18 protein-coding genes and 1 tRNA gene are annotated in these 11,801 nt (G+C 39.7%); 15 read left to right on the top strand and 4 right to left on the bottom strand.

Annotation, left to right across the window (positions count from 1 at the left end):
* The first annotated feature begins 42 nt into the window (after window positions 1–42).
* The 4 genes from Q4550_RS07445 to Q4550_RS07460 all read left to right on the top strand — a co-directional run bounded on the left by Q4550_RS07445 (window position 43) and on the right by Q4550_RS07460 (window position 3,299).
* Complete coding sequence (locus Q4550_RS07445; RefSeq protein ID WP_303531373.1) at window positions 43–597, top strand: GNAT family N-acetyltransferase; 555 nt, start codon at window positions 43–45, stop codon at window positions 595–597.
* A gap of 57 nt (window positions 598–654) precedes the next feature.
* Window positions 655–1,290: a Type 1 glutamine amidotransferase-like domain-containing protein gene (locus tag Q4550_RS07450; RefSeq protein WP_303531374.1), complete on the top strand. Its 636-nt coding sequence runs from the start codon at window positions 655–657 to the stop codon at window positions 1,288–1,290.
* Window positions 1,291–1,353: 63 nt separating this feature from the next.
* Complete coding sequence (locus tag Q4550_RS07455) at window positions 1,354–1,725, top strand: iron chaperone (RefSeq protein ID WP_303531375.1); 372 nt, start codon at window positions 1,354–1,356, stop codon at window positions 1,723–1,725.
* 284 nt (window positions 1,726–2,009) lie between these two features.
* Complete coding sequence (locus Q4550_RS07460; protein WP_303531377.1) at window positions 2,010–3,299, top strand: hypothetical protein; 1,290 nt, start codon at window positions 2,010–2,012, stop codon at window positions 3,297–3,299.
* A gap of 250 nt (window positions 3,300–3,549) precedes the next feature.
* On the opposite strand, the gene lexA is transcribed toward Q4550_RS07460, so the two are convergent.
* Window positions 3,550–4,173 carry a transcriptional repressor LexA gene (gene lexA / locus Q4550_RS07465; protein WP_194222291.1) on the bottom strand — a complete coding sequence of 208 codons (624 nt, stop codon included), beginning with the start codon at window positions 4,171–4,173 and terminating at the stop codon, window positions 3,550–3,552.
* Between the two features lie 151 nt (window positions 4,174–4,324).
* On the opposite strand from lexA, the gene yneA reads away from it, so the two are divergent.
* From yneA to Q4550_RS07515, 10 genes are all read left to right on the top strand, one after another.
* Entirely contained in the window at window positions 4,325–4,645 is a 321-nt protein-coding gene (yneA, locus tag Q4550_RS07470) for a cell division suppressor protein YneA (protein ID WP_303531380.1), read from the top strand.
* A gap of 3 nt (window positions 4,646–4,648) precedes the next feature.
* Window positions 4,649–5,299, top strand: coding sequence for a YneB family resolvase-like protein (locus tag Q4550_RS07475; RefSeq protein ID WP_303531383.1), 651 nt, complete (start codon window positions 4,649–4,651; stop codon window positions 5,297–5,299).
* A gap of 66 nt (window positions 5,300–5,365) precedes the next feature.
* The gene (locus tag Q4550_RS07480; RefSeq protein ID WP_194221499.1) at window positions 5,366–5,602 is read left to right on the top strand and encodes a DUF896 domain-containing protein; all 237 of its coding nucleotides are present in this window, start codon (window positions 5,366–5,368) and stop codon (window positions 5,600–5,602) included.
* 117 nt (window positions 5,603–5,719) lie between these two features.
* Complete coding sequence (locus Q4550_RS07485) at window positions 5,720–6,007, top strand: HesB/YadR/YfhF family protein (protein ID WP_194221500.1); 288 nt, start codon at window positions 5,720–5,722, stop codon at window positions 6,005–6,007.
* A 160-nt stretch (window positions 6,008–6,167) separates the two neighbouring features.
* Window positions 6,168–6,611 carry a sporulation inhibitor of replication protein SirA gene (gene sirA, locus Q4550_RS07490; protein ID WP_303531386.1) on the top strand — a complete coding sequence of 148 codons (444 nt, stop codon included), beginning with the start codon at window positions 6,168–6,170 and terminating at the stop codon, window positions 6,609–6,611.
* 92 nt (window positions 6,612–6,703) lie between these two features.
* Window positions 6,704–6,931, top strand: coding sequence for a YneF family protein (locus Q4550_RS07495; protein WP_098443499.1), 228 nt, complete (start codon window positions 6,704–6,706; stop codon window positions 6,929–6,931).
* Between the two features lie 114 nt (window positions 6,932–7,045).
* Window positions 7,046–7,930, top strand: coding sequence for a M15 family metallopeptidase (locus Q4550_RS07500; protein ID WP_303531388.1), 885 nt, complete (start codon window positions 7,046–7,048; stop codon window positions 7,928–7,930).
* Between the two features lie 105 nt (window positions 7,931–8,035).
* Window positions 8,036–8,746 (top strand): cytochrome c biogenesis protein CcdA, encoded by a 711-nt coding sequence (locus tag Q4550_RS07505; protein WP_303531390.1) that lies wholly within the window; start codon window positions 8,036–8,038, stop codon window positions 8,744–8,746.
* Window positions 8,747–8,766: 20 nt separating this feature from the next.
* On the top strand, window positions 8,767–9,222 hold the full coding sequence (locus tag Q4550_RS07510; protein ID WP_194221504.1) for a Na(+)/H(+) antiporter subunit B: 456 nt from the start codon (window positions 8,767–8,769) through the stop codon (window positions 9,220–9,222).
* Between the two features lie 110 nt (window positions 9,223–9,332).
* Window positions 9,333–9,821, top strand: coding sequence for a CcdC family protein (locus tag Q4550_RS07515; RefSeq protein WP_303531393.1), 489 nt, complete (start codon window positions 9,333–9,335; stop codon window positions 9,819–9,821).
* Between the two features lie 34 nt (window positions 9,822–9,855).
* Here the strand turns inward: Q4550_RS07515 and Q4550_RS07520 are convergent, their stop codons facing one another.
* The gene (locus Q4550_RS07520) at window positions 9,856–10,281 is read right to left on the bottom strand and encodes a DUF2621 domain-containing protein (RefSeq protein WP_303531395.1); all 426 of its coding nucleotides are present in this window, start codon (window positions 10,279–10,281) and stop codon (window positions 9,856–9,858) included.
* A 90-nt stretch (window positions 10,282–10,371) separates the two neighbouring features.
* On the bottom strand, window positions 10,372–10,752 hold the full coding sequence (locus Q4550_RS07525; RefSeq protein WP_303531398.1) for a DUF4183 domain-containing protein: 381 nt from the start codon (window positions 10,750–10,752) through the stop codon (window positions 10,372–10,374).
* 116 nt (window positions 10,753–10,868) lie between these two features.
* On the opposite strand from Q4550_RS07525, the gene Q4550_RS07530 reads away from it, so the two are divergent.
* Entirely contained in the window at window positions 10,869–11,213 is a 345-nt protein-coding gene (locus Q4550_RS07530; protein WP_303531400.1) for a DUF4183 domain-containing protein, read from the top strand.
* A 4-nt stretch (window positions 11,214–11,217) separates the two neighbouring features.
* Here the strand turns inward: Q4550_RS07530 and Q4550_RS07535 are convergent.
* Window positions 11,218–11,314, bottom strand: a tRNA-Sec gene (locus tag Q4550_RS07535).
* Window positions 11,315–11,801: the final 487 nt, after the last annotated feature.

Below are 11,801 nucleotides of genomic sequence, written 5' to 3' on the forward strand. Positions count from 1 at the left end.
GTTAGATTTCCATATATTTATGAAAAAAAGGTGGGGTATCGTATGTTTAGGTTAAAAGTGAATGAAGAGGTCTCCTTAAAGTTACTTCAAAACGAAGATGCGCAAGAGCTATTTGCATTGGTTGACCATTCGAGAGATTATTTAAGGGAATGGCTGCCCTGGGTAGACAATATGAAAGAAGAAGAGGATTATTTGCCAGTGATTGAAATGTGGCTAAAGCAGTTTTCTTCACATGATGGATTTCAAGCAGGTATTGTGCACAATGGAAGATTAGCAGGCATGGTTGGATTCCATGGCATCGATTGGTCTAACAAGAAAACGAGTATTGGCTATTGGCTATCTGATAAGTTCCAGGGTAAGGGGATTATGACAGCTGCCGTTAATGAACTAATTGTTCAGGCATTTGAAGAATACAATTTGAATCGAATTGAAATACAGTGCGGGATAGAGAATGAAAAAAGTCAGGGAATCCCTAGACGTCTTGGTTTTAAACCAGATGGAATCATAAAAGACGCTGAATATTTGTACGATCACTTTCATGACACTATTCTGTACAGTCTTCTCTCGAAAGAATGGAATGAATATCGTGAGAGTTAATAAACGAACAGAATTTCAAAATACTTTATCGTATAGGGGTATGAATGAGGTGTATTAATGGGAAAGTTATACTTTTATAGCGATCAAGTAAATGAAACACCCGGCAACCGAAGATTAGATGAATTATTGTTTAGTGGGGGAAACAAAAAGATTAGCTACATACCTTCAACGGAGGATGAAGAAAAGAATTATTTCGGTACTAAAGTGAATTATTATCGAAACTATGGAATCGAGAATATCATGTTTTTCGATTTATACAGTGAATTTGAACCTACGAAAATAGAGGGATTATTGAGTTCAGATATAATTCATCTCTCAGCAGGTAATCCGCTGGAATTTAGTAAGGCTCTTAAACATCGGCATATGATTCACGTTCTTTTAGATTTCTATAATCGCGGAGGAATTCTTGTTGGGGTGAGCGGAGGAGCGGTTCAACTCGGTAGATCTACAAAGCTATTTCAGATGTTTACAGAAACAACTAGCGAGGCGTTGTACCAAACTTTGGGTCTTGTCGGTTTCGAGTTTTTACCTCACTACAATCGCTGGAGTTCAGATTATAAAAGTAAAGTTTGGGAGTATGTTAAGAGAACAGGAACAACTGTTTATGCAGCGAATGACGGCGATGGAATTATTTTTGAAGAGGGTAAACTACAAATGATAGGTGATATAGTAGTGATGAATAGCGAGTTGTAATGGTACTATCTCAGTAAGATATGGTACATCACTACATTTGCTTGTTTTATAGGAGGACTAAAAATGGATGTATTTGAAGAATATTTAGCAAAGATAGAGAACCTGCAGCACCGAGAGCGAACGGAACAAGTTTTGACCTGGGTACAAAATGAATTTCCAAACCTGGTGCCGAAAATTGCCTGGAATCAGCCAATGTTTACAGATCACGGAACATTTATTATTGCCTTTAGCGTAGCAAAACATCATTTGGCTGTTGCCCCTGAAAAGAATGGAATTGTTCATTTTTCTGAAGAAATGAAACTTGCTGGCTATGACCACACTAAACAACTAATGCGTATTCCGTGGGGTAGTTCAGTTGATTTTTCATTACTTAAAAAAATGATCGAATTCAATATTCATGATAAGGCAGACTGTTCAACTTTCTGGCGCAAGTGAATAAATAGGCGGGACAGGCTTTTATTCGGATCAACCGATTGATCGCCGCTATATGAGATTACATTTAAACTAAATGAAGTTCATTAAATGATAGCTAAGCTTATCTATATGTCGAAAGATGCAGAGAAAACGTCACGGTTTTCTATAATATAAGTATGTTATCCATACATGATCCACTTCGAATGATTCATTTTTGATCAGAATACTTGTAATAGTTTGAAAAATGCAACCTCCCATCTCTACAATAGAAGATAGTTCAACTAGAAGGGGAGGAAAACAGAAATATGAAATCTAGGGAATGGAAATATGGGATTGCGCTTTTTCTTGTAGGGATGTTAACTTTCGGTTTCTCACCGTTAACTGGAAGTGCCAAAGGTGATTGCTTTAACACTGATGCGGCGCTAACACCAGAGGAGCAGCGAATGGAAGACGGCGCCCCTATCCCACAGCAAATTATGGATAAGGCGGAGTTTACAGTTTTTGCAGATGAATTTAAAGAAGATTTGTGCAAAGCGAAAAGTGTAAAAAAAGCAGAGAAAGTGATCGAAAAGCATGGTGAGAAGCTGTGGGATACGGCTGTTGCTCGAGCTCAGGGAGAAGGAAATGATTTAGGGGAACTAGATCGTTATGATGATCGCCCGCTATATTGGACTCGATTACATATGACTGCTGCCCTCAGGCAATGGGAACCATCATATACAGTAACGGAGAAAAAGCAAGAAGAACTGATGAAGAAACTAGAGTACACGTCAAGGGGAATTACTTCTATTGATTTTCCAAAAGGGGAGAAAGTTAAGCGCGTTTTAGTAAGCGGATTTGATCCATACCGTTTAGAACAGGAATTTAGGAGATCAAACCCTTCTGGCGCTGCAGCGCTTCAGATGGATGGGAAAGTCGTTTTGACGGAAGAAGGTCCAGCTTTTATTCAAGCAGCGAATTTTCCGGTACGATGGGATGATTTTGATGAAGGAATCGTTGAAGATACATTTGGACCTTACCTGGTTAATAGTAAAGAGCAGGTGGATCTCATGATGACAATCAGTCAAGGGGGTCCAAAAGCTATGACCATCGAAGGGTTTGCCGGGAGATGGCGCACAGGGGTTGGAAACACTCTTGAAGATCGCTCAGAAGTTATTCCGACAGTGAGCAATTGGCCGATGCCTGAAAAACTGCCGGAATTTATTGAAACAACGCTTCCTTACAAGGAAATGATTGCAGCCAATACTGGACCATGGCCGGTGGAAAGAGGCGATGAAGTATGCGAATGGCTCGCACCAGAATATCGTGATAAACCGTATGAATGCCATGAAGGGGGTCCGACTGAAGGATCAAAAGCTCGTAAAGGAGGAGGCGGAAGCTACTTATCGAATGAAAGTCAGTACCGATCCAATCGTGTGCGAATTGGGATAGGAGCTTATGATATTCCGGGTGGACACCTTCACGTAGCCGCTCAGGAGTACTATCCTGAAGATCCTTCCGTTTATATCACTGATGAGTTCCAAAAGTTCCGTCAGGCGACAGTAGATCAAACAGTTGAATTAGTTATAGCGGCTTCAGAGGCTGCTGAAAAGTAACCGTTTAAGAATAATGTTAGAAGTATACAAAACCGCTCTTCATTTAAATGAAGGGCGGTTTTGTATAGCCTGTAAGAGTTAAAAGTAGGTCGGTGAGGTTGGTTGTAATGTAAAGCTACACCCCTATGCTCTTCAAACTGCGATCATTTACCCAGACGGAGGGATTAATAAATAAAAGAAGAGAAGAAGCTCGTATTGATATAGCCCAGAAAGCTTATATAACATAAAAAAAGAAGCGCACGCAGCGCTTCTAGTGAATGGAGCGAAAGACCCCAATTACTTTACCGAGAATAGAAACGGAATCAAGAATGATCGGTTCCATCGATGAGTTTTCCGGTTGAAGTCGGAAGTAGTTGCTTTCTTTAAAGAATCGTTTAACAGTTGCTTCAGCTTCATCTGTCATCGCGACAACAATATCACCGTTATTTGCAGTTGGTTGTTGCTTCACAATGACCATATCACCGTTATAAATACCAGCTTCGATCATACTATCCCCTTCAATCACAAGAATAAAAGTATGCTCTTCATCCTGTGCAAACTGCTCTGGAAGCGGGAAGTATTCTTCTACATTTTCAATGGCAGTGATCGGTTGACCAGCAGTTACTTTACCAATGACGGGAACGTTTACAGTGTGTTGACGAGGAATATCGATTGTTTCATCAAGACCAAGCACTTCGATAGCTCTTGGTTTTGTTGGGTCTCGTCTGATATACCCTTTTTTCTCGAGTCTTGCCAGGTGGCCATGGACAGTGGAGCTTGAAGCGAGTCCAACAGCTTCGCCAATTTCTCTTACAGAGGGTGGATAACCCTTTTGCTTAACTTCGACTTTAATAAAGTCCAGAATGTCCTGCTGACGCTTTGATAGTTTCATAATATCTGGCACCTCGTTCCAATCTATCTATTTGTTAGTAGTATACCAGAATTTTTGTTCGCATACAAACATAAGTTCGAAGAAATTAGTTGACACGAACAGAGGTTCTGATATACTAAAAACAGAACAAATATTCGCATATGGGGTGATTGGGATGAGAAAGCAAGCTGGGGGCTTGTCTGGAGTTGATTTTCTTGTCATTATATCTTTTGTAGCTGTGTTAATTATTGTGTTTTTATCTTTGCGAACAGCTGCAGCTGAGGAGTATGATCGTTACACAACGGTACAATTGGAGCAGGGAGATACTGTTTTAGAAATTGCGGAAGAATTCCGTACTGCACATGAGTTGTCTGATCGGAAGTTCGTCAGCTGGGTTGAAGAAGTGAATAGCATTGATGCAAACCGAATTACAGCAGGAGATACTCTCATCATCCCTGTTGAAGCGAACGCTACCGCACTTGGGGGTAAAGAATAAAGTATGAACGCCGTTATTTATTGTCGGGTAAGCACAAAGAAAGAAGCACAGGAGTCTTCTCTTGCCAGGCAAAAAGAAGAACTACAACGATTTGCATCACAGTCAGGTTTTATTATACAGCGCTTGATTGAAGAAAAGCACAGCGGGTATGACATTGATCGCGATGGCATACTCGAGGTGCTTGACTTATTGAAAGAGGGGCATGTTGAGGCATTGCTCATTCAAGATGAAACGAGACTTGGGAGAGGGAATGCAAAGATCGCTCTTCTACATGCCGTCCATAAATATGGAGGGACGATTTATACAGTGAATCAAAACGGAGAACTTCAATTGTCGGAATCTGATTCGATGGTTCTTGAGATCGTTAGTATCGTTGAAGAATTTCAGCGCAAGCTTCATAATCTGAAAATTAAACGTGGAATGGACAAGGCGGTTAAAGAAGGCTATCGACCGCAGCGAAACCTCAGCCAGCAAAATCAAGGTGGGCGTGAGCGGGTGGAAGTTCCAATCGAAGAAATTGTTAATCTACGAAACCGTGGTCTTACGTTTAATGAGATAGCTGCAACGCTAAAAGGATTTGGACATCACGCTTCGAAAGCAACGGTACATAGACGTTATCAGGAATATGTTGACGAGCAGAACGAGAAGCACTAAACTTGTCTATGTTCAAAACATGCGTTAGCATGTGAGATACAAGTTTCAGTAAAGGAGCTATTTTACATGCCTTTTGAAGATAAACTCCAAAGAATTAACGAGCTATCTCGTAAAGCAAAAGAATCATCATTAACAGAAGATGAGAAAAAAGAACAGAAAAAGCTACGTAAGGAATATTTAGCAAATTTCCGTTCTTCTTTCAAAAACCAACTTCATTCTATAAAAGTTGTAGATGAAGAAGGTACAGATGTAACACCTGAAAAGCTTAAGGAAAGCAAGAAAAACCGTCGCTTTCTTCAGTAGAAAATAGCCTAATTTTGCGAAAAGCAAAATTAGGCTATTTTTATGGTTGCAATTTTTCGAATATTCGTTATACTGTACTATAACAAGATGTACTAATACAAAACGGAGAGGGCGGATATGATGTTTGTTGTAACTGATTCTGCAGCTGAGTTTTACAAAAATGAGATGGAACTTGGTAACGGTGATTGCTTAAGGTTATTCGTACGCTACGCAGGGAGTGGAGACAGCGGAGGTTTTTCTCTTGGGGTCATGTCTGATAAGCCTTCATATGATGATTATAAGCAAGAAATTGGAGGAGTTACGTACTTCGTTCGACCGGACGATCAATGGTTTGTTGATCGAATGAAGCTTGATTATGATGAGAGATCCGGCGGTGTTCTTTGTGACCTGCCGAGTATGGCATAGCATTCTAAAGACCTGTACTATAACATATATGTTATAGTACAGGTCTTTTTAATTTCGACAAAACTAGTGAAGCCTAGCCTCCATGTATAGACAATCATTTTATGAGAACTCATTTATACTTTCTTTTATATGAGTCGATTCTTGGGTAGGGGGGAGTTATATGAGGCATTACGAAATGTATTTCGTTAAGCAGCAGATTGCAGAACAATATGCTGGTAAGGAGCATCTGTTGTATCAACTTTTCCTCGAAAGGAAGCGGGCTATTCAGGCTGATCAGAAAGAGCTTCTAGAAAAACAGGTAGCCTTTATTACAGAGCCTGTGGAAGAAGAAGAACTAAATACCTGTTTAGTCAATGAATTGGGTGGCTTTCGCACGTATGAATTTAAAAATGAAGGGCATCGATTGTGTATTAAACAATCTAAAAGCGATGCATCTTTATTTGTTAGAAGCGAGAAGATAAATATATATGCTAGCGGATCAAACGAGGCTGAAACAGTCTTTTTTGAAGTGATACGAAAATTAACTCCTTCGTTCTTTGCGATTGACTTCCAATCCGGTCGATACGGGTGGCTTAACCCAATTAAACAACAGAAACTAGTTTGAATAAACTCCTACTATTTTAATAGACGTTATTGTATAATCATTAAGGGTTGTAGTACACTATTGGAAGAGAAAGAATAAGGAGGAAATCTAGAATGTGGTGGATGTACACGCTTGTGGGCGTGCTAGCGTTGATTGCTGGAGTAGCACTTGGCTTTTTTATTGCCCGCAAATATATGATGGACTATTTAAAGAAGAATCCCCCTATTAATGAAAATATGCTTCGTGTAATGATGATGCAAATGGGGCAAAAACCTTCTCAGAAGAAGATTAATCAGATGATGAAGGCTATGAATAGTCAAATGACAAACAACGATAAATAGCTTATTGAGCACTCTGGTAACAGAGTGCTTTTTGTATGGAGTAATTTTGGTTGACGGGTCTAATTGGTGTGATGGTATGATAGATTAGACTATAAAAAATCAGGAAGTGTTCACATGACAATGAAAAACTTAGTAGTAGCAACTGGCCTTTCGTTCGCGCTTTTAGCCGGATGCCAGGCAGGAGATGGAGAGCAAACGTCTAACCAGACAGAGAATCAGTCGCAGAATGATGGACAGACGAATAACGGCTCCTCGAATAGTTCAGAAAATAATGATGGAAACCAAAACAATAACAAGCAAAATGATAGCAGCAAGAAAGAAGAGCAAGAAAGCGATCAAAGCGATGAGGCCAAGAAGGATAAATCAGAAGCGTATCCAACGATGGCTGAAACCGTTGAGAAAAATGGAGAGAATTTAACTGTAACGAATCCAGACAGTATTTATGTTGTGGCAAACAAAGAGCGAAATCTACCTTCTGACTTTGTGCCCCAAAATCTTGTGGAACCGGATGTTTCTTCGTACGCACCAAAAGATGACCCTAAAAGGCTAATGGTCAAGGAAGCGGCTACAGCGCTTGAAAAAATGTTTGCCGGTGCAAAGAAAGATGGATTTGAATTAAAAGCTGTCTCTGGCTACCGCTCCTATGAGCGACAGGAAGCTATTTTTGCTTATAATGCTGAACAGCGTGGAGAAGAAGTGGCAAACCAGGTTAGTGCTCAGGCGGGGCAGAGTGAACATCAGACGGGATTAACGATGGATATTAGCACGCCTTCTCTAGGGAGCTCTCTTACCGAAGAATTTGGCAATACGCCAGAAGGTAAGTGGGTAGCAGAGCATGCGCATGAATATGGCTTTGTTGTTCGTTACTTAAAAGGAAAAGAAGATATCACTGGCTATCAGTATGAGCCATGGCACGTTCGCTATGTGGGCAAGGAAGCGGCTTCTGATGTTCATGAAGCGGGCGTTACGCTTGAAGAATTTTTCTCTGAAGAAAAATAGTTATGGAATGTTCATAGTTTGAATAAGATAAATCGTTTACAATAGAGGTTGAAATGGTAACGACATGCACATGATAAGATCATGCATTAGACAGGGAGTAATTTAATGGCAGATTTGAACTTGTTTTTAGCGTTCGGAGCCGGCTTTTTATCGTTCATCTCACCGTGTGTGCTACCGCTTTATCCAGCGTTTATTTCTTATATCACTGGGGTATCCGTTGACGACCTGAAAGAAGAACGAGGGATGATGCAGAAAAGGGCAATTCTTCATACGATCTTCTTTTTAATAGGGTTTTCAATTATTTTCCTCGTATTAGGGATGTCAACATCGCTCGTTGGAAATTTATTTATTCAGTACAAAGAGCTTCTTCGTCAAGTTGGCGCCATTTTGATTGTGGTATTTGGACTTGTAGTAGTAGGTTTTTGGACGCCGAACTTTCTAATGAAAGATCGCAGGTTAAAAATTCGAAATCGCCCATCTGGCTTTGTTGGATCGATTTTAATTGGGATGGGTTTTGCGGCAGGTTGGACACCTTGTACAGGGCCGATTTTAGCTGCGGTTATTGCGATGGGTGTTTCAAATCCTGGAGCTGGCTTCATGTATATGGTAGCTTATACGCTTGGTTTTTCTGTTCCATTTTTCATTCTGTCCTTTTTTATCGGACGAATGCACTGGATTAAGAAAAATAGCCGGTTCATCATGAAGGCTGGCGGGTACTTAATGATTGTAATGGGAATCTTGCTTTACTTTAACTTTATGACAATGTTTACATCGTTCCTTGTAAATAACCTGTTTGGTGGATTTCAAGGATTTTAATAAAGAAAGGGTGTAGAAGTGTGAAGGGGACAAATGACCTTATACTTAAAACGACGACTACGATTATCGTCTTTATTATTCTAGGATTTTCAATATACTTATTCTTCGCTGGTCATAATGCACCTGGTGGAGGTTTCATCGGAGGACTTATGACGGCGGGCGCTCTGGTGCTTCTTTATATCTCTTATGGCTTTAAAACCATGAATAAGGTCATCCGCATTGATTTTAAGAACTTTATTCCGATCGGTCTTCTGATTGCTGTTCTCACTGGTGTCGGTTCCTTTCTTTTTGGACAACCGTTCTTGAGTCAGACAGACGCGTACTTTGAGCTTCCGATTCTCGGTCATTCTCACCTCGCGACAGCAATGTTATTTGATCTAGGTGTTTATTTTACGGTTGTCGGTGTTACGATGACGATTATTTTAAGCATCGCGGCAGATGAAGGCGAAGAAGAACTTTCTAAAGTAAATGGTTAATGTGAAAAGAACGGTTGCGCACCGTTCTTTTTTTCATGCGCTTGTATTTTTTGTCTCTTCCACATACAATGGAAATGATGGGTAGTACGGTATAGGTGAGGGATGAGTATATGCTGATTTTAAGTACAGTTGTTGGAGCTATGATGGCTCTTGCGATGGTAGTAATCAGGTTAAAAGCTTCAAAGAAACCTGCAACGATAAGGAAAATAATACTTCCGCCCTTTTTTATGGCAACTGGTTTTTTGATGTTCGTTGTTCCGGATGCAAGGGTTCCGTGGTACGAAGCGATTGAAGCGCTATCAGTTGGAGCGGCTTTTTCGTTGTTATTGATTCGGACGTCTAAGTTTGAGATTAAAGATAATCAAATTTATTTGACACGTTCAAAAGCTTTTGCGTTTATCTTGATCGGCTTACTTCTAGTAAGAATCGTTTTTAAACTAATTATTGGGGAGTCAATCCCTGTGCTTCAAACAAGCTCGCTTTTCTTCGTATTAGCATTTGGTATGATCGTTCCATGGAGAATTTCGATGTATTATCAATTTAAGAAAACGGAACGAAGCCGAGGACACAGTGGTCGACTTCATCAAACATTACTTTAAAAAAACTCGTTTAGCATCTGCTAAACGAGTTTTTTTATTGAAGCAAATGATGATAGGGGCTCATATCAATTCGCTTTTCATTTAATTTTTTCACGAGCCATTTGTGATCTCGTTTCGGAGTAGCGATAATATACCCTCTAATTATTAAGTCTTGAGACATATCTTTTGCTTGTTCTTTTAACGCAAGCTCGCCAATTGTTCCAGCAATCTTATACTTAGCAATATCTCGAAACAATTCAGGCACAGGTGCGACTAGTTCGTCTAATAACTTTTTTTGATCATTGCTCCACATATGCTTCGTTTGTTCAATGTAGTGCTCTTGCCAGTCAAGAGTTGATTTGCCATCTTCTTTTGGAAGGCGCTTTAGAAACTTCCGAAACATAAAAAATCCACCAATTGCAATTAGTGAAATTAAGATCACTGTCCATCCAACGATAAACCATTGAAACCATCCTGCCAACGCGCTCACCTCATGGCATCATAATATAAACTGTATGAATACGGTCACATTATACGCCGAAAGCGCTTTTTAATCAAGAGGGTAGGGGAGTTACGTTTCAATCGTAGAGGATGATGAAGGTGTGAAGTTGACTAATTCGACGACGATAGGGGTGTTTAATAATAGGGATGTAGCAGTAGGAACATCGAATGCTAACTCTCCGACACCTGTAGCTCCTGGTGTATAAGTTGAGAGGTCCTGCATTTGTAAGACACCATTTACATATACGTTAAAGTAGCTATTGTCTGTATTTAGTGAAGGCAAAGTTGTTACCGCTGCTCCTGTATCATCAAAGAAATCTGCCGCATCGATTGTTAGGGTGGTTGCGCCAGTAATCAAGCTAGTTGTGTTGTAGAAAAAACGTTGGGTATCAGGAGTTGTCGCAACAGTAGTCGTCACGTTAGCTATAATTTTCATGATTTGTAAGGCCATTCGTTCACCTCCTGTCGTTGTATAATATGCTCTTAACAATATTATGTAAGGGGACAAACATTTGTTTTATTCATTATTAAAAAATTGTGCGTTGTGTAAAGAGAGGAGGGGTTCTAGTGATAAATAAGAGGAGAAGCGATCGCTATAACAATCCTAAAATTATGCTACCTACTATAAATTCGAAACCATTCAGAGCGAAGCTTCCGGCGAAAGTGCGAGTTTACGAATACATTGCTATTGCAAATGGATATCAAAAAAACTTTACAGACAAAGACGCCGTAAAGGGGTATGGTAATCATCAAATTTTATCGTGTAAAGACGTTTCCTTCATGAATTTATTTATAAATGCGGTACTGCAACCTGAAATGAATTATAAAGTAGATGAGGGGATCTTAATACTTTTGACCGAAGATGCGCCAATTGAAGGAGCGGCCGTTATCTTGCAAATGATCAAAGTATAAAAAATGGCGGGACTGTGTGGGAATCGAACCCACCGAAGACGGCACGCGCCTCCCAGGCGGTTTTGAAGACCGTGGCACTCACCAGACGTACAACCAGCCCCATATCATTAGTATTACGTTAATATAGTAACGTAAAAAAATGATTTATTCAACACATGTGCTCAATAAGATTATTTTAAGAAAACTTTAAGTAAAACACTCAGTAAAGTTTTACTTAAAGGTGTTTTTGTAGATTTCCATCAATGGTATTTGTCGAAATAGGTCTAAATAATCTCGGAAGTATAGATCAATAGTGCGAAATCAGATGAATCGACAAAAAGCGTATCTTTTTCCGTTATTCGTGCTTTCGACAAAATGTTCAAATGGAACAGTTTTCTATAACGAACTATAACAGATGCTTGAATGGTACAGTAGTGAAAAGTCGGTGTAACAGTTTTATCTGTGGATAGCTGTGCATAACTCTTTAACTATACATGGGTGAATATATATACATTAGTGAATGGAGAATGTAGCGGTGATTTTAAGAAAGCAATGGTTTAAATTTGCATCCTGTTACAACATTTATTAAGGTTAATAAATGATGACAGT

Source organism: Anaerobacillus sp. 1_MG-2023, assembly GCF_030547345.1.
GTDB lineage: Bacteria > Bacillota > Bacilli > Bacillales > Guptibacillaceae > Guptibacillus > Guptibacillus hwajinpoensis_B.

What these genes read in the sequence shown, in the direction of transcription:
- Q4550_RS07475 (WP_303531383.1), top strand. Translation starts at nt 4,649, where the DNA reads ATGAACGCCGTTATTTATTGTCGGGTAAGCACAAAGAAAGAAGCACAG.
- Q4550_RS07450 (WP_303531374.1), top strand. Translation starts at nt 655, where the DNA reads ATGGGAAAGTTATACTTTTATAGCGATCAAGTAAATGAAACACCCGGC.
- Q4550_RS07480 (WP_194221499.1), top strand. Translation starts at nt 5,366, where the DNA reads ATGCCTTTTGAAGATAAACTCCAAAGAATTAACGAGCTATCTCGTAAA.
- Q4550_RS07525 (WP_303531398.1), bottom strand. Translation starts at nt 10,752, where the DNA reads ATGGCCTTACAAATCATGAAAATTATAGCTAACGTGACGACTACTGTT.
- Q4550_RS07485 (WP_194221500.1), top strand. Translation starts at nt 5,720, where the DNA reads ATGATGTTTGTTGTAACTGATTCTGCAGCTGAGTTTTACAAAAATGAG.
- Q4550_RS07455 (WP_303531375.1), top strand. Translation starts at nt 1,354, where the DNA reads ATGGATGTATTTGAAGAATATTTAGCAAAGATAGAGAACCTGCAGCAC.
- Q4550_RS07460 (WP_303531377.1), top strand. Translation starts at nt 2,010, where the DNA reads ATGAAATCTAGGGAATGGAAATATGGGATTGCGCTTTTTCTTGTAGGG.
- Q4550_RS07500 (WP_303531388.1), top strand. Translation starts at nt 7,046, where the DNA reads ATGACAATGAAAAACTTAGTAGTAGCAACTGGCCTTTCGTTCGCGCTT.
- yneA (WP_303531380.1), top strand. Translation starts at nt 4,325, where the DNA reads ATGAGAAAGCAAGCTGGGGGCTTGTCTGGAGTTGATTTTCTTGTCATT.
- Q4550_RS07505 (WP_303531390.1), top strand. Translation starts at nt 8,036, where the DNA reads ATGGCAGATTTGAACTTGTTTTTAGCGTTCGGAGCCGGCTTTTTATCG.
- sirA (WP_303531386.1), top strand. Translation starts at nt 6,168, where the DNA reads ATGAGGCATTACGAAATGTATTTCGTTAAGCAGCAGATTGCAGAACAA.
- Q4550_RS07515 (WP_303531393.1), top strand. Translation starts at nt 9,333, where the DNA reads ATGCTGATTTTAAGTACAGTTGTTGGAGCTATGATGGCTCTTGCGATG.
- Q4550_RS07495 (WP_098443499.1), top strand. Translation starts at nt 6,704, where the DNA reads ATGTGGTGGATGTACACGCTTGTGGGCGTGCTAGCGTTGATTGCTGGA.
- Q4550_RS07445 (WP_303531373.1), top strand. Translation starts at nt 43, where the DNA reads ATGTTTAGGTTAAAAGTGAATGAAGAGGTCTCCTTAAAGTTACTTCAA.